The sequence below is a fragment of the Pseudomonas sp. GW821-FHT02A08 genome, assembly GCF_059422045.1.
Window position 1 is genome coordinate 106,911 of record NZ_JBWKWD010000018.1, and the last position, 14,416, is coordinate 121,326.

The 14,416-nt window shown below is 60.4% G+C and carries 13 protein-coding genes; 8 read left to right on the plus strand and 5 right to left on the minus strand.

The window, feature by feature from the left end; all coding sequences use genetic code 11:
- Positions 1-137 precede the first annotated feature (137 nt).
- The 3 genes from prpC to AC07W4_RS14880 all read right to left on the minus strand — a co-directional run bounded on the left by prpC (position 138) and on the right by AC07W4_RS14880 (position 3,065).
- On the minus strand, positions 138-1,265 hold the full coding sequence (gene prpC / locus AC07W4_RS14870) for a bifunctional 2-methylcitrate synthase/citrate synthase (protein WP_495032931.1): 1,128 nt from the start codon (positions 1,263-1,265) through the stop codon (positions 138-140).
- Positions 1,266-1,458: 193 nt separating this feature from the next.
- Complete coding sequence (prpB, locus tag AC07W4_RS14875) at positions 1,459-2,349, minus strand: methylisocitrate lyase (protein WP_007988902.1); 891 nt, start codon at positions 2,347-2,349, stop codon at positions 1,459-1,461.
- Positions 2,346-3,065, minus strand: coding sequence for a GntR family transcriptional regulator (locus AC07W4_RS14880; RefSeq protein WP_008048579.1), 720 nt, complete (start codon positions 3,063-3,065; stop codon positions 2,346-2,348). The genes prpB and AC07W4_RS14880 overlap by 4 nt, the downstream gene beginning before the upstream one ends.
- 297 nt (positions 3,066-3,362) lie before the next feature.
- Here AC07W4_RS14880 and rloA point away from each other — a divergent pair, with 297 nt between their 5' ends.
- The 4 genes from rloA (at position 3,363) to pabB (ending at position 7,883) form a co-directional block, all read left to right on the plus strand.
- The gene (gene rloA, locus AC07W4_RS14885) at positions 3,363-3,899 is read left to right on the plus strand and encodes a retropepsin-like aspartic peptidase RloA (RefSeq protein WP_495032932.1); all 537 of its coding nucleotides are present in this window, start codon (positions 3,363-3,365) and stop codon (positions 3,897-3,899) included.
- Between the two features lie 5 nt (positions 3,900-3,904).
- Positions 3,905-5,440 carry an osmotic stress tolerance membrane protein RloB gene (gene rloB, locus AC07W4_RS14890; protein WP_495032933.1) on the plus strand — a complete coding sequence of 512 codons (1,536 nt, stop codon included), beginning with the start codon at positions 3,905-3,907 and terminating at the stop codon, positions 5,438-5,440.
- Positions 5,440-6,426 (plus strand): alpha-L-glutamate ligase-like protein, encoded by a 987-nt coding sequence (locus AC07W4_RS14895; RefSeq protein WP_495032934.1) that lies wholly within the window; start codon positions 5,440-5,442, stop codon positions 6,424-6,426. The genes rloB and AC07W4_RS14895 overlap by 1 nt, the downstream gene beginning before the upstream one ends.
- Before the next feature lie 113 nt (positions 6,427-6,539).
- Positions 6,540-7,883 (plus strand): aminodeoxychorismate synthase component I, encoded by a 1,344-nt coding sequence (gene pabB / locus AC07W4_RS14900; RefSeq protein WP_495032935.1) that lies wholly within the window; start codon positions 6,540-6,542, stop codon positions 7,881-7,883.
- 99 nt (positions 7,884-7,982) lie between these two features.
- On the opposite strand, the gene thrH is transcribed toward pabB, so the two are convergent.
- Entirely contained in the window at positions 7,983-8,600 is a 618-nt protein-coding gene (thrH, locus tag AC07W4_RS14905; RefSeq protein ID WP_495032936.1) for a bifunctional phosphoserine phosphatase/homoserine phosphotransferase ThrH, read from the minus strand.
- Between the two features lie 173 nt (positions 8,601-8,773).
- On the opposite strand from thrH, the gene AC07W4_RS14910 reads away from it, so the two are divergent.
- The 3 genes from AC07W4_RS14910 (at position 8,774) to AC07W4_RS14920 (ending at position 12,419) form a co-directional block, all read left to right on the plus strand.
- A complete protein-coding gene (locus AC07W4_RS14910; RefSeq protein ID WP_007971943.1) occupies positions 8,774-9,514 on the plus strand; it encodes a phosphoadenylyl-sulfate reductase in 741 nt (246 codons plus the stop codon).
- Positions 9,515-10,092: 578 nt separating this feature from the next.
- Positions 10,093-11,634: an NCS1 family nucleobase:cation symporter-1 gene (locus AC07W4_RS14915; protein WP_495032937.1), complete on the plus strand. Its 1,542-nt coding sequence runs from the start codon at positions 10,093-10,095 to the stop codon at positions 11,632-11,634.
- 56 nt (positions 11,635-11,690) lie between these two features.
- On the plus strand, positions 11,691-12,419 hold the full coding sequence (locus AC07W4_RS14920) for an aspartate/glutamate racemase family protein (protein WP_495032938.1): 729 nt from the start codon (positions 11,691-11,693) through the stop codon (positions 12,417-12,419).
- 115 nt (positions 12,420-12,534) lie between these two features.
- On the opposite strand, the gene AC07W4_RS14925 is transcribed toward AC07W4_RS14920, so the two are convergent.
- The gene (locus tag AC07W4_RS14925; RefSeq protein WP_008048554.1) at positions 12,535-13,458 is read right to left on the minus strand and encodes a LysR family transcriptional regulator; all 924 of its coding nucleotides are present in this window, start codon (positions 13,456-13,458) and stop codon (positions 12,535-12,537) included.
- 124 nt (positions 13,459-13,582) lie between these two features.
- Here AC07W4_RS14925 and AC07W4_RS14930 point away from each other — a divergent pair, with 124 nt between their 5' ends.
- A complete protein-coding gene (locus AC07W4_RS14930) occupies positions 13,583-14,329 on the plus strand; it encodes a 3-oxoacyl-ACP reductase family protein (RefSeq protein ID WP_495032939.1) in 747 nt (248 codons plus the stop codon).
- Positions 14,330-14,416 lie beyond the last annotated feature (87 nt).

Here is a 14,416-nt window from a genome sequence, read left to right on the forward strand (position 1 = left end):
ATGTGGGAGCGGGCTTGCTCGCGAAAGCGGTGTATCAGTCAACATCAATGTTGGATGTCAGTCCGTCTTCGCGAGCAAGCCCGCTCCCACAGTGGTTCCCGGTTCATTCAGTAACCAGCGCGGCAGCCCTCCACCATTCAGCGTTGTTCGATTGGTACGAACTTGCGCTGTTCAACGCCGGTGTACTCGGCGCTTGGACGGATGATGCGGTTGTTGGCACGTTGTTCGTACACGTGGGCGGCCCAGCCGGTCAGGCGCGAGCAGACGAAGATCGGTGTGAACAACTTGGTCGGGATGCCCATGAAGTGGTACGCCGAGGCATGATAGAAGTCGGCGTTCGGGAACAGTTTCTTCTGCTCCCACATGGTCTTGTCGATGGCTTCGGACACCGGGAACAACACCTTGTCGCCCACCTCGTCAGCAAGTTTTTTCGACCAGCCCTTGATCACTTCGTTGCGCGGATCGTTGTCCTTATAGATCGCGTGGCCGAAGCCCATGATCTTGTCCTTGCGCTCGAGCATGCCGAGGGTGCCCTTGATCGCGTCTTCCGGCGACGAGAAGCGCTCGATCATTTCCATCGCCGCTTCGTTGGCGCCGCCATGCAGCGGGCCGCGCAGCGAACCGATGGCCGCGGTGATGCACGAATACAGGTCCGACAGGGTCGATGCGCAAACACGCGCGGTGAAGGTCGACGCGTTGAACTCGTGCTCTGCGTAGAGGATCAGCGAAACGTTCATCACCTTGACGTGCAACTCGCTCGGCTTCTTGCCGTGCAGCAGGTGCAGGAAGTGGCCACCGATGGACTGCTCGTCGGTCACGCAATCGATGCGCTTGCCTTCGTGGCTGAAGCGATACCAGTAGGTCATGATCGCCGGGAACGCGGCCAGCAGGCGGTCGGTCTTGTCGTGTTGCTCGGAGAAGTTGTTCTCCGGCTCCAGGTTGCCCAGGAACGAGCAGCCGGTGCGCATCACGTCCATCGGGTGGGCGTCGGCGGGGATGCGTTCCAGCACTTCTTTGAGCGCTTGCGGCAGGTCGCGCAGCTTGCTCAGCTTAGCAACGTAGGCTGCCAGTTGCGCCTTGCTCGGCAGCTCGCCGTACAACAGCAGGTAAGCGACTTCTTCAAACTGTGCGTCCGCCGCCAGTTCACGAACGTCGTAACCACGATATGTCAGACCGGCACCGGACTGGCCCACGGTGGACAGTGCAGTTTGCCCGGCTACCTGGCCACGGAGCCCGGCGCCACTGAGTACTTTTGCTTCGGCCATTTCTGCCTCCAATCTTGAATTTGTTAGGGAATCGGCAAATTTATTAAATTTACACCGCTCTCTGTAGCAGCTGGCGAAGCCTGCGTCCGGCTGCGCAGCAGTCGTAAAACCTGCCTGCACGGATATCCGGTTTTGCGAGTCCTTCGGCCTCGAACGCAGCCTCGCAGGCTCGGCAGCTGCTACAGGGCTTTCATTATTTCTTTGACGCGAACAACGCATCGAGCTTCTGCTCGAAGGTGTGGTAGTCGATGCGATCGTAAAGCTCCATGCGGGTCTGCATGGTGTCGATGACGTTCTGTTGAGTGCCATCGCGGCGGATCGCGGTGTAGACGTTTTCCGCGGCCTTGTTCATGGCGCGGAACGCCGACAACGGGTACAGCACCAGGGATACGTCGGCCGCGGCCAGTTGCTCGGTGGTGTACAGCGGCGTCGCGCCGAACTCGGTGATGTTGGCCAGGATCGGCGCTTTCACGCGGCTGGCGAACAGCTTGTACATTTCAAGTTCAGTGATGGCTTCCGGGAACACCATGTCGGCGCCGGCCTCGATGCACGCGGCTGCGCGATCCAGGGCAGATTCCAGGCCTTCCACCGCCAGGGCGTCGGTACGGGCCATGATCACGAAGCTGTCATCGGTACGGGCATCGACGGCCGCCTTGATGCGGTCGACCATTTCCTGTTGGGTCACGATTTCCTTGTTAGGACGGTGGCCGCAGCGCTTGGCGCCGACCTGGTCTTCGATATGAATCGCCGCCGCGCCAAACTTGATCATCGACTTGACGGTACGAGCGACGTTGAACGCCGAGGAACCGAAACCGGTGTCCACGTCCACCAGCAGCGGCAGGTCGCAAACATCGGTGATACGGCGCACGTCGGTCAGCACGTCATCCAGGCCGGTGATGCCCAGGTCAGGCACGCCGAGGGAGCCGGCAGCCACCCCGCCACCCGACAGGTAGATCGCCTTGAAACCGGCGCGTTTGGCCAGCAGCGCGTGGTTGGCGTTGATCGCGCCGACCACTTGCAGTGGATGTTCGCTGGCGACCGCATCGCGGAAACGCTGGCCTGGAGTGCTCTTGTTCAAACTCATGACTCACCTCGTTTGGCTGTCGGGTTAGCGCCGTCCTGGTAATGACGGGCGATGTTGCGTTTGGAGGCGCCGATGTGACGGCGCATCAACAACTCGGCCAGCTCACCGTCACGGTCGGCGATGGCATCGAGAATGCGGTGGTGCTCGGCAAACGCCTGGTGCGGGCGATTGGGCGTGGTGGAAAACTGGATGCGGTACATGCGCACCAGTTGATACAACTCGCCGCAGAGCATTTGGGTCAGCGTACGGTTGCCGCTGCCCTGGATGATTCGGTAATGGAAGTCGAAATCGCCTTCCTGCTGGTAGTAGCCTCTCCCGGCCTGAAACGCCTCATCGCGCTCGTGGGTTTCCAGGACCCGACGCAGTTCGTCGATTTCTTCGAGGCTCATGCGTTCGGCGGCCAGGCGACAGGCCATGCCTTCCAGGGATTCGCGGATTTCGTATAGCTCGATCAGTTCGGCGTGGTTAAGCGACACCACCCGTGCGCCGACATGCGGCACGCGAACCAGCAGGCGCTGGCCTTCCAGACGGTGGATGGCCTCGCGCAACGGGCCACGGCTGATGCCGTAGGTGCGCGCCAGTTCCGGTTCGGAGATTTTGCTGCCCGGCGCGATATCGCCTTTGACGATAGCCGCCTGAATGCGTCGGAAGACGTTCTCGGAAAGTGTCTCCGTATCGTCCTGCGTAGAAACCGGGGGATCGAGTTGATCCAGCATATTGTCGACACCTTGTAAGCCAATGCCGCAAAAACTAACGAATACAGGCGGCACAGTCAAAGGCTAAATCGATATTGTCGACAATCTTCTGATAACCGGTTGCACCATTACGAAGCAACCCCTCTATTTATAGCCACCGGCCAGCGCTGGCGCCAACAGACCACCGTGCTAGAATGCCGCCCGCATTTGGTTGTCACATCTGCACTGCCTGTCATAAAACCCTGCCAGGCATACGAGGGAGCTTGCGCAGCGATGCCAGGGCCTTGAATCAAGTCGGACCGCTGCGCATCAGGATTTATGAGACTCAAGCCCTTCGTTACCTTCCTTTATTTGCTTTGTCTGCCTGGTTTCGCAATGGCCGGGGAAAAGACCGTGTATGGCCTCAATGAGTACGCATCGCTCAATGGCATTAACCTGGAAGTGGCAGCCAAACTCGACACCGGGGCGAAAACCGCGTCCCTGAGTGCCCGGGATATCAAACGCTTCAAACGCAACGGCGAGTCGTGGGTACGCTTTTACCTGGCCATCGACGCCGCCCATTCGCACCCGATCGAACGCCCGCTGGCCCGTGTCAGCAAGATCAAGCGCCGGGCCGGCGACTACGACCCGGAGGAAGGCAAGAAGTACACCGCCCGCCCGGTGATCGAACTGGACATCTGCATGGGCTCGGCCCTGCGCAGCATCGAAGTGAACCTGACCGACCGCAGCGCTTTCCAATACCCGCTACTGATTGGCTCCGAAGCGCTCAAGCGCTTCGATGCACTGGTTGACCCCAGCCTTAAATATGCTGCCGGCAAACCTGCCTGCACCACCGACGCTCATACCGCCGAGTAATTCAAATGCGCTCTCTTACCCTTCACCTGAAACTGCTGATCGCCATCCTGGTGGTGCTGGGCATTTCAGTTACGGCCTACCAGATCTTCGTACTGGGCATCCCGGTGACCGAAGACGCCACCGACGACCTGTGGAACATCGACGCCAAGGTCGAGTTCGTCGCCAGTGCCAAGGACCCGGTCAAGATCCAGATGTTCGTGCCGCCGCTGAGCCGCGACTTCGTCAGCCTCAACGAGAGCTTCATCTCCAACAACTACGGCGTGGCCGTGAACCGGGTCGACGGAAACCGCAAGGTCACCTGGTCGGCACGCCGGGCCAAAGGCAATCAGACGCTGTATTACCGCCTGGTGCTGACCAAGCGTTATTCCGGCGAGAAAGCCAAGATCAAAGGCCCGACCTTTCGCGACAGCATGACCATCGAAGGCCCGGAAAAAATCGCCGCCGAAGCCCTGCTCGCACCGATTCGCCAACACTCGGCCGACGTCGAAACCTTTGTCGGAGAAGCCATCAAGCGGGTCAACAACCTCAACGACGACAACGTGAAACTGCTGCTGGCCGGTGATCCTTCCGCCGCGCACAAGGCGAAAATCGTCGAGTTGCTGCTGTCCATCGCCCACGTACCGATCGAAAAGGTCCACACCATCCGCCTGGTGGCCGACCAGCCGCAAATGCCGGAACTGTGGCTGCGCAGTTTCAATGGCACGGACTGGCTGTACTTCAACCCGGAAACCGGTGAACAAGGCCTGCCAAGCGACCGCCTGCTGTGGTGGACCGGCGACGAAAACCTGATCACCGTCGATGGCGGCAAGAAAGCCAACGTGACCTTCAGCCTGAACAACAGCGAAATGAACGCCATTCGCCTGGCCAAGCTGACCGACGAAAACACCGACGCCAACTTCCTCGAGTACTCGCTGTACGGCCTGCCGCTGCAAACCCAGCAGACCTTCATGATCATGGTGATGATCCCGATCGGCGTGCTGGTGATCCTCATCCTGCGCAACCTGATCGGCATCCAGACCCTGGGCACCTTCACCCCGGTGCTGATCGCCCTGGCCTTCCGCGAAACCCAACTCGGCTTCGGTATCATGCTGTTTACCATCATCACGGCGCTGGGCCTGTCGCTGCGCTCCTACCTTGAACACCTGAAACTGCAAATGCTGCCGAGGCTGTCGGTGGTGCTGACGTTCGTGGTGGTGCTGATTGCGGCCATCAGCCTGTTCAGCCATAAACTCGGCCTGGAGCGCGGCTTGTCGGTCGCGCTGTTCCCGATGGTGATCCTGACCATGACCATCGAACGCCTGTCGATCACCTGGGAAGAGCGCGGCGGTGGCCATGCCATGAAAGTGGCCATCGGTACGCTGTTCGCCGCGTCCCTGGCGCACCTGATCATGACCGTGCCGGAACTGGTGTACTTCGTGTTCACTTTCCCGGCGATCCTGCTGATCCTGGTGGGTTTCATGCTGGCCATGGGTCGTTATCGCGGTTATCGCCTGACTGAACTGGTACGTTTCAAGGCCTTCATGAAAAAGGCTGACGCCTGATGTTCGGCTTCTGGAAGACCTGGAAGGCCCTGGAAGCCCGGGGCATCATGGGGATCAATCGGCGCAACGCAGACTACGTGCTCAAGTACAACAAACGCAGCCTGTACCCGATCGTCGATGACAAGATCATCACCAAGGAACGCGCCATCGCCGCCGGCATCCATGTGCCCGAGCTGTATGGTGTGATCTCCACCGAGAAGGAAATCGACAATCTCGAAGAGATCATCGGCGGGCGCAGCGACTTCGTGATCAAACCGGCCCAGGGCGCCGGCGGTGATGGCATCCTGGTGATCGCCGACCGCTTTGAAGGGCGTTATCGCACGGTGTCCGGCCGGATCATCAGCCATGAGGAAATCGAGCATCAGATTTCCAGCATCCTGACCGGCCTGTACTCCCTGGGCGGTCACCGCGACCGGGCGCTGATCGAATACCGGGTGATTCCGGACCAGATCTTCAAGAGCATCAGTTACGAAGGCGTGCCGGACATTCGCATCATTGTGTTGATGGGCTACCCGGTGATGGCCATGTTGCGCCTGCCGACGCGCCAGTCCAACGGCAAGGCCAACCTGCACCAGGGCGCCATTGGTGTCGGTGTGGACCTGGCCACCGGCCTGACCCTGCGCGGCACCTGGCTGAACAACATCATCAACAAACACCCGGACACCACCAACGCAGTGGATGGCGTGCAACTGCCCTACTGGGATGGTTTCATGAAACTCGCCGCCGGCTGTCATGAGTTGTGCGGGCTGGGCTACATCGGTGTCGACATGGTCCTGGACCAGGAAAAAGGCCCGCTGATTCTGGAGCTCAACGCCCGGCCGGGGCTGAACATCCAGATTGCCAATGACTGCGGCCTGACGTTGCGCGCTCACGCGGTCGAGGCGCGGCTGGAAGACTTGAAGGCCCGTGGCGTGACCGAAACGGTCGAAGAGCGCGTGGCATTTGTGCAGGAGATGTTTGGGCATATTCCTGCGCTTGAGGGTTGATCCAAACCCTCAATCCCACCCCCGATCTGCCAATCCCCGACATCCCCTCTAGGAGCAATTCCCCGAGGGGACTACAATCGCCACCCCGCCTCGATGGCTGACTTCCCCCGCCCATGTTGACCTGCTCCGTACACCCGCTGCCCTATCGCGCCAACCCCGCCCAATATTTCGCGGCGATTCGCCATGCCCCCGGTGCCGTGCTGCTCGACAGTGGCCGCCCCAGCGCCGACCGCGGCCGCTATGACCTGCTCAGCGCCTGGCCGCAGGAACAACTGACGGTATCGCCCGACGAAAGTGGCGACGCTTTCCTGCAACGCCTGCGCGACAACCTGACGCGCCTGGGCGAAGCCACTCTGCCGGCACCTTATGAGTTGCCGTTTGCCGGTGGATTGATCGGCTACCTCAGTTACGACTTCGGCCGGCACCTGGAGCGCCTGCCGAGCCAGGCCCGTGACGACCTGCATCTGCCGGACGCACGTTTCGGCTTGTACGGCTGGGCATTGATCAGCGATCACCTTTCGCAGACCAGTCAATTGGTGTTCCACCCGACCCTGCCCGACAGCGAGCGCCAGCGCCTGATCGAACTGTTCAGCCAACCGGCAGCGGAAGTGGTCACGCCCTTCAAACTGCTCAGCCCGATGACCGCCGACTTGAACGCTGACGAGTATCAACGGGCCATCGAGCGCATCCAGCAATACATTCAGGCCGGCGACTGTTATCAGGTCAATTTCGCCCAACGGTTTCGCGCGCCCTGCCAGGGTGATTCCTGGGCCGCTTACTGCGCGCTGCGCGCGGCGTGCCCTACGCCATTTTCCGGTTTCCAGAGCTTGCCCGACGGCGACGCTGTACTCAGCCTGTCGCCGGAACGCTTCGTCAAAGTCAGCCAGGGCCATGTGGAAACCCGTCCGATCAAGGGCACCCGCCCGCGGGGCCTGACGCCTGAGCAAGACGCCGCGAACGCCGCCGAATTGCTGGCCAGCCCCAAGGATCGCGCGGAAAACCTGATGATTGTCGACCTGCTGCGCAATGACCTCGGTCGCACCTGCCGCACCGGCTCGGTACGGGTGCCGGAATTGTTCAGCCTGGAAAGCTATCCGAACGTGCACCACCTGGTGAGCAGCGTCACCGGTGAACTGGCGGATGACCGCGACGCCCTGGACCTGATCGCCGGAAGCTTCCCCGGCGGCTCGATTACCGGCGCGCCAAAGATCCGCGCCATGCAGATCATCGACGAACTGGAGCCGACCCGGCGCGGGCTGTATTGCGGTTCGTTGCTGTACCTGGACGTGCGCGGCGAGATGGACAGCTCCATCGCCATCCGCAGTTTGCTGGTCAAGGACGGGCAGGTGTGTTGCTGGGGCGGTGGCGGGATTGTCGCGGACTCGGAATGGCAGGCTGAGTATCAGGAATCGATCACCAAGGTAAAGGTGCTGCTCGATACTTTGCAGAGTCTTTAAAAGCATCGTCGGATCGCCGCCCGGAGCAAGCCCGCTCCCACAGGGTTCGGTAATCACCTGTGGGAGCGGGCTTGCCCGCGAAGGCGTCAGACCAGGCGACTACAGGCTCAACGTCCGGTTCGAAGCCTTGATGAACTCCTGCTTCAGCTCTTCAAACGTGTGCACCGCCGGGAACTGCGGGAACTGCGCAATCACGTTATCCGGCGCATGGAACAGAATCCCGGCATCGGCCTCGCCCAGCATCGTGGTGTCGTTGTAGGAATCCCCCGCCGCGATCACCCGGTAGTAGAGGCTCTTGAAGGCCAGGACCGACTGACGCTTGGGATCTTTCTGACGCAGTTGATAGTCGGTGACTCGCCCAGCGTCGTCAGTAATCAGGCGATGGCAGAGCAAGGTCGGGAAGCCCAACTGGCGCATCAGCGGCTGGGAAAACTCATAGAAGGTGTCCGACAGGATCACCACCTGGAAGCGCTCGCGCAGCCAGTCGACGAAATCGATGGCGCCGTCCAGCGGCTTGAGGGTGGCGATTACTTCCTGAATGTCGGTGAGCTTCAGGCCGTGCTCGTCGAGAATCCGCAGGCGCTGCTTCATCAGTACGTCGTAGTCGGGAATGTCCCGGGTGGTGGCCCTGAGGGATTCGATCCCGGTTTTTTCGGCGAAGGCGATCCAGATTTCCGGAACCAGCACACCTTCAAGATCCAGACAGGCAATTTCCACAAGACACTCCCATTTGTATTGATTATTGAGTCGAGCGAGCAAAAAGACTGCCGAACTCTAGCGACTCGGGCCTGCCTGCGCAACGCAGAGGATGCCCCGGCCCGCGCAGCTTTTTGTTACCATCGACCCCATATAGAGCGCCCAGCGCCACCGACCTGTAGGAAGCCGCCCTGATGAGCCCAACGTTCGACGTCGTGGAACTCGCCACGACCTATGCCAACAAGTCCGCCCAGGACATTCTCAAACTCGCTTTTGCCGAGTTCGGCGATGACCTGTGGATATCTTTCAGCGGCGCCGAAGACGTGGTGCTGGTGGACATGGCATGGAAGCTGAACAAGAACGTCAAGGTGTTCAGCCTCGACACCGGCCGCTTGCACCCCGAGACCTACCGTTTCATCGATCAGGTGCGCGAGCACTACAAGATCGACATCGAACTGGTGTCGCCGGATTACACGAAACTTGAACCCTTCGTGAAGGAAAAAGGCCTGTTCAGCTTCTACAAGGATGGCCATGGCGAATGCTGCGGCATCCGCAAGATCGAACCACTGCGTCGCAAGCTGTCCGGCGTGAAGGCCTGGGCCACCGGCCAGCGCCGTGACCAGAGCCCCGGCACCCGCAGCGCCGTCGCGGTGATGGAAATCGACACCGCGTTCTCCACCCCGGAACGCACCCTGTACAAGTTCAACCCGCTGGCACAAATGACCAGCGAAGAGATCTGGGGCTACATCCGCATGCTGGAACTGCCGTACAACAGCCTGCACGAACGCGGCTTCATCAGCATCGGCTGCGAACCCTGCACACGCCCGGTGCTACCGAACCAGCATGAGCGCGAAGGCCGCTGGTGGTGGGAAGAAGCGACGCAGAAAGAATGCGGGCTGCATGCGGGGAATATCATCAGCAAGTCGAAAGCCTGATCCCAAGCCTTGTGAAATACCCCTGTGGGAGCGGGCTTGCTCGCGAAAGCGGTGTATCAGTCAGTAAATGCATCGACGGACCCGACGCTTTCGTCGGAGCGCCGCCCGGAGCAAGCCCGCTCCCACACTGGTTAGCGTCAGCTCACAATAAATGTGTACACACGAACGTCACCATAGGTGCCATTTTTGTGTGCACTTTTAGTTTCCGCGCCCCAAAAAGTTACATCTCCTTTCCCCCCGCCTCGCCCAAGACCCTCTCAAAAAAATAAATACCTGTTCAACCGGTCAATTTAAATTTTCTGTTTTTCAGCCAGTTATCTGTTTTCGATAACAAAACGAAATGAGTACTGGCTTTTATAGAATCCTGACTGGCATGGATCTGGCTTAAGTGCATACATGTTTTGTATACAATCATCTCAAAACATACACACACTTTAGATCCGCAAGCCTGAAGCGCCCTATCCCGTACAGGCTGCAGATGCCCCGTAACCAATGATATTCGCCACCCGCGACGAAGATTTGTCGAGCCAAGGCTCATGCACAGTCATCGCGGCGTCGAGCATCAGGAGCCTGCCGGAATGCGTACTAGTCTCTCCAATAACAACATCGCGCTGGATCTACCCTCCTCCCATTCAACTCACACCGCCGACAATCAGGCGCATCACGCCCCCGTGGTGCTCAGTCCTCGATTGCACAACAAAGACCTGGCACCGACCAAGTCCGAAGGCCGGCGCTGGGGCCGCTACAGCATCTTTGCCCTGTGGACCAACGACGTGCACAACATTGCCAACTACTCGTTTGCCATAGGTCTATACGCTTTGGGCCTGGGTGGCTGGCAGATTCTCATGTCCCTGGGGATCGGCGCGGCGCTGGTTTACTTCTTCATGAACCTGTCTGGCTACATGGGCCAGAAAACCGGGGTGCCCTTTCCGGTCATCAGCCGGATCAGTTTCGGCATTCATGGTGCACAAATTCCCGCGTTGATCCGCGCCGTGATCGCCATCGCCTGGTTCGGGATTCAGACGTACCTCGCGTCCGTAGTGTTTCGCGTGTTGTTGACGGCGATCCATCCCGGGTTCGCCGACTACGACCACAACTCGATCCTCGGTCTGTCGACCCTGGGCTGGGTGTGTTTCGTCGCGATCTGGTTCGTGCAGCTGGCGATCCTCGCTTACGGCATGGAAATGGTGCGGCGCTATGAGGCGTTTGCCGGCCCGGTAATTCTGCTGACTGTCGCGGCCCTCGCCGCCTGGATGTACACCCAGGCCGATGCGACTATCGCCTGGTCGATCCGTGAGCCGCTGGCTGGCGCTGAGATGTGGCGCAATATTTTTGCCGGTGGCGCACTGTGGCTGGCGATCTACGGCACCTTGATCCTCAATTTCTGCGACTTCGCCCGCTCTTCACCGTGCCGCAAGACCATCAAGGTCGGAAATTTCTGGGGCTTGCCGGTGAATATCCTGGTGTTCGCCAGCATCACTGTCCTGCTGTGTGGCGCGCAATTTCAGATCAATGGCCGGATCATCGAAAGCCCGACTGAAATCATCGCCTCGATCCCCAACACCTTTTTCCTGGTACTCGGTTGCCTGGCGTTCCTGATCGTCACCGTGGCGGTGAACATCATGGCCAACTTCGTCGCCCCGGCGTTCGTACTCAGCAACCTGGCGCCGAAGTACCTGACCTTCCGCCGCGCCGGGCTGATCAGCGCGACCATCGCCGTGCTGATCCTGCCGTGGAACCTCTACAACAGTCCGCTGGTGATCGTGTACTTCCTGTCCGGCCTCGGTGCCCTGCTCGGCCCATTGTACGGCGTGATCATGGTCGACTACTGGCTGGTACGAAAAGGCCAGGTCAACGTGCCGCAGTTGTACAGCGAAGACCCCAACGGCCCTTATTACTACAGCCGCGGGGTCAATTTACGCGCGGTGGCGGCGTTCATTCCCGCAGCCCTGATCGCCATCGTCCTGGCCTTGGTGCCTGGGTTCCACAGCGTATCGCCGTTCTCCTGGCTGGTTGGTGCGGGTATTGCCGGGATGGTCTACCTGATCATCGCCAAGCGCCAACCGCACTACGCCGATGTCAGCGGCGAAGCCATCGCGGTCGACAACGTCAGTCATTAATCCTGTCGCGGCCCGGCGTTGTCGGGCCGCAGAACCACCTGCAATAAGGACTTCCCATGCGCATTCTTGTGGTCAACGTAAACACCACCGAATCCATCACCCAGGCCATCGCCCGCTCGGCGCAGGCCGTCGCGTCCCCCGGCACGGAAATCGTCGGCCTCACCCCGCACTTCGGAGCCGACTCCATCGAAGGCAATTTCGAGAGTTACCTGGCGGCCATCGCGGTCATGGATCGGGTGATGTCCTACGACCAGCCATTCGACGCCGTGATCCAGGCCGGCTACGGCGAACACGGCCGTGAAGGCTTGCAGGAACTGCTCAATGTGCCGGTGGTGGACATCACCGATGCCGCCGCCAGCACGGCGATGTTTCTCGGTCACGCCTATTCCGTGGTTACCACCCTCGACCGCACCGTGCCGCTGATCGAAGATCGCCTCAAGCTCTCGGGCCTGTGGGACCGTTGCGCCTCGGTACGGGCCAGTGGCCTGGCGGTGCTGGAACTGGAACACGAACCGCAGCGCGCACTGGAAGCCATCGTGCATCAGGCCGAACTGGCGGTGACCCAGGACAAGGCCGAAGTGATATGCCTGGGCTGCGGCGGCATGGCAGGGCTGGACGAGCAGATTCGCCGGCGTACCGGGGTACCGGTGGTGGATGGGGTGACGGCTGCGGTGACCATTGCCGAATCATTGGTGCGGTTGGGGCTGTCGACGTCGAAAGTGCGGACCTATGCGACGCCGCGGCCGAAAAACATCATTGGCTGGCCGGCGCGGTTTGTCCGGTAGACCGCGGTGCCCCCTTCGCGAGCAAGCCCGCTCCCACACAACATCTGTATTCGACGCAGATCCAGTGTGGGAGCGGGCTTGCTCGCGAATGCAGCACCTCGGTCCTGAGCCTGCCTCAAACCGCACTGAACCTCTGCCCCAACCCCCGCTCGGCAAACTGCTCAATGACGAAATCGACAAACGCCCGGGTCTTGCCGGGCAGCAGTTTGTGTTCGGCGTAATAGATGGAGGTGTAGCCGTCGTCGATGTACCAGTCCGGCAACACCCGTTGCAGCCTGCCCGACTCCAGATAGCCTGCGGCAAACGGCATGCTCACCAGCGCAATGCCCAGACCCTGCGCGGCCGTGACGCAGGCGGCCTCGGAATCGCTCATGGTCATCCGCGCCTTGAGCATCAACGGGCTGTGTTGCTGATTGCGATGGGTCAATTGCCAGGAGCGCACACGACCGGTTTGCGGCGAGCGGATCAGGATCCCGTCATGGTGCTTGAGGTCATCCGGCTCGCTGATTGCCGCATGTGTCTCCAGATAGTCCTGCGTAGCCACCAACACCCGATGCGCCGGACTCAGCCGGCGTGCCACCACGCCTTGAGGCAATTCGAATCCGCCGCCGATTGCCGCGTCGAAACCCTGCCCGATCAGATCGACCTGGCGGTTGTCGAAGTGCCAGTCCGGGTTGATGGCCGGGAATCGCCGCAGAAACTCGCCGAGCATCGGCACAATGTACAGGCAGCCGAATACCGTCCCCATGCTGACTTTCAAGGTGCCCGCCGGTTGCCCTCCGGCGCTGGCAAGGTTGGCCACGGCATTCTGGATCGTATGCAGGCTGGCGCTGACTTCGCCGAGAAACAACTGACCGGCCTCCGTCAGGGTCAGGCTGCGAGTGCTGCGCTGGAACAACCTGACACCCAGGCGCGCCTCGAGCTTGGCAACGCTCTTGCCCACCGCCGCGGGTGTCAGGCTCAAGCGCCGCGCCGCTTCGGCAAAGCTGCCGACCTCCGCACTGCGCACAAAGCATTCGATACTGCTGAAGGTTTCCATAGGCGCCACTATAAACTTCTGGTTTACACAGACTATCGTAATTATGGTCTACACAGCAGGTAATCCTGAATCGATACTAGGCTCCATCAACCGGGACATCTCGCCTCGGTACTTGGAGATCGACATGACTACTCAGAACCTCAGCGGCAAAGTGGCATTGATTCAAGGTGGTTCCCGCGGTATCGGCGCCGCCATCGTCAAGCGCCTGGCCGCTGAAGGCGCGACCGTTGCCTTCACCTATGTCAGTTCCACAGCCAAGGCCGAAGAACTGCAAGACAGCATCACCGCCAAGGGCGGCAAGGCCCTGGCCATCAAGGCCGACAGCGCCGACGCCGAGGCGATCCGCGGTGCCGTGTCCACCACGGTGGAAGCCTTCGGTCGCCTGGATATCCTGGTCAACAATGCTGGCGTACTGGCGGTCGCACCACTGGCCGACTTCAAACTCGAAGACTTCGACCAGACACTGGCCATCAACGTGCGCAGCGTGTTCATCGCCACCCAGGCCGCCGCCAGACACATGACCGAAGGCGGTCGCATCATCAACATCGGCAGCACCAACGCCGACCGCATGCCCTTCGCCGGTGGCGGCCCGTACGCCATGAGCAAGTCGGCACTGGTCGGCCTGACCAAAGGCCTGGCCCGCGATCTCGGACCGCAAGGCATCACCATCAATAACGTGCAACCGGGCCCGGTCGACACCGACATGAACCCGGCCGAGGGTGACTTCGCGCAAAGCCTGATCCCGTTGATGGCCGTGGGTCGTTACGGCAAGGCCGAAGAGATCGCCAGCTTCGTCGCCTACCTCGTCAGCCCGGAAGCTGGCTACATCACTGGCGCGAGCCTGACCATCGACGGTGGTTTCGGCGCCTGATGCGCTGAATGCAAAGCAAAATGTGGGAGCGGGCTTGCTCGCGAAGGCGGTGGATCAGACGACATCAATGTTGTCTGATCCACCGCC

Bases quoted from the DNA above. Each gene is read 5' to 3' on its own strand.
- AC07W4_RS14910 (WP_007971943.1), top strand. From the start codon at position 8,774: ATGAGCCCAACGTTCGACGTCGTGGAACTCGCCACGACCTATGCCAAC.
- AC07W4_RS14895 (WP_495032934.1), top strand. From the start codon at position 5,440: ATGTTCGGCTTCTGGAAGACCTGGAAGGCCCTGGAAGCCCGGGGCATC.
- rloA (WP_495032932.1), top strand. From the start codon at position 3,363: ATGAGACTCAAGCCCTTCGTTACCTTCCTTTATTTGCTTTGTCTGCCT.
- AC07W4_RS14880 (WP_008048579.1), bottom strand. From the start codon at position 3,065: ATGCTGGATCAACTCGATCCCCCGGTTTCTACGCAGGACGATACGGAG.
- pabB (WP_495032935.1), top strand. From the start codon at position 6,540: ATGTTGACCTGCTCCGTACACCCGCTGCCCTATCGCGCCAACCCCGCC.
- prpB (WP_007988902.1), bottom strand. From the start codon at position 2,349: ATGAGTTTGAACAAGAGCACTCCAGGCCAGCGTTTCCGCGATGCGGTC.
- AC07W4_RS14915 (WP_495032937.1), top strand. From the start codon at position 10,093: ATGCGTACTAGTCTCTCCAATAACAACATCGCGCTGGATCTACCCTCC.
- AC07W4_RS14925 (WP_008048554.1), bottom strand. From the start codon at position 13,458: ATGGAAACCTTCAGCAGTATCGAATGCTTTGTGCGCAGTGCGGAGGTC.
- AC07W4_RS14920 (WP_495032938.1), top strand. From the start codon at position 11,691: ATGCGCATTCTTGTGGTCAACGTAAACACCACCGAATCCATCACCCAG.
- prpC (WP_495032931.1), bottom strand. From the start codon at position 1,265: ATGGCCGAAGCAAAAGTACTCAGTGGCGCCGGGCTCCGTGGCCAGGTA.
- rloB (WP_495032933.1), top strand. From the start codon at position 3,905: ATGCGCTCTCTTACCCTTCACCTGAAACTGCTGATCGCCATCCTGGTG.
- AC07W4_RS14930 (WP_495032939.1), top strand. From the start codon at position 13,583: ATGACTACTCAGAACCTCAGCGGCAAAGTGGCATTGATTCAAGGTGGT.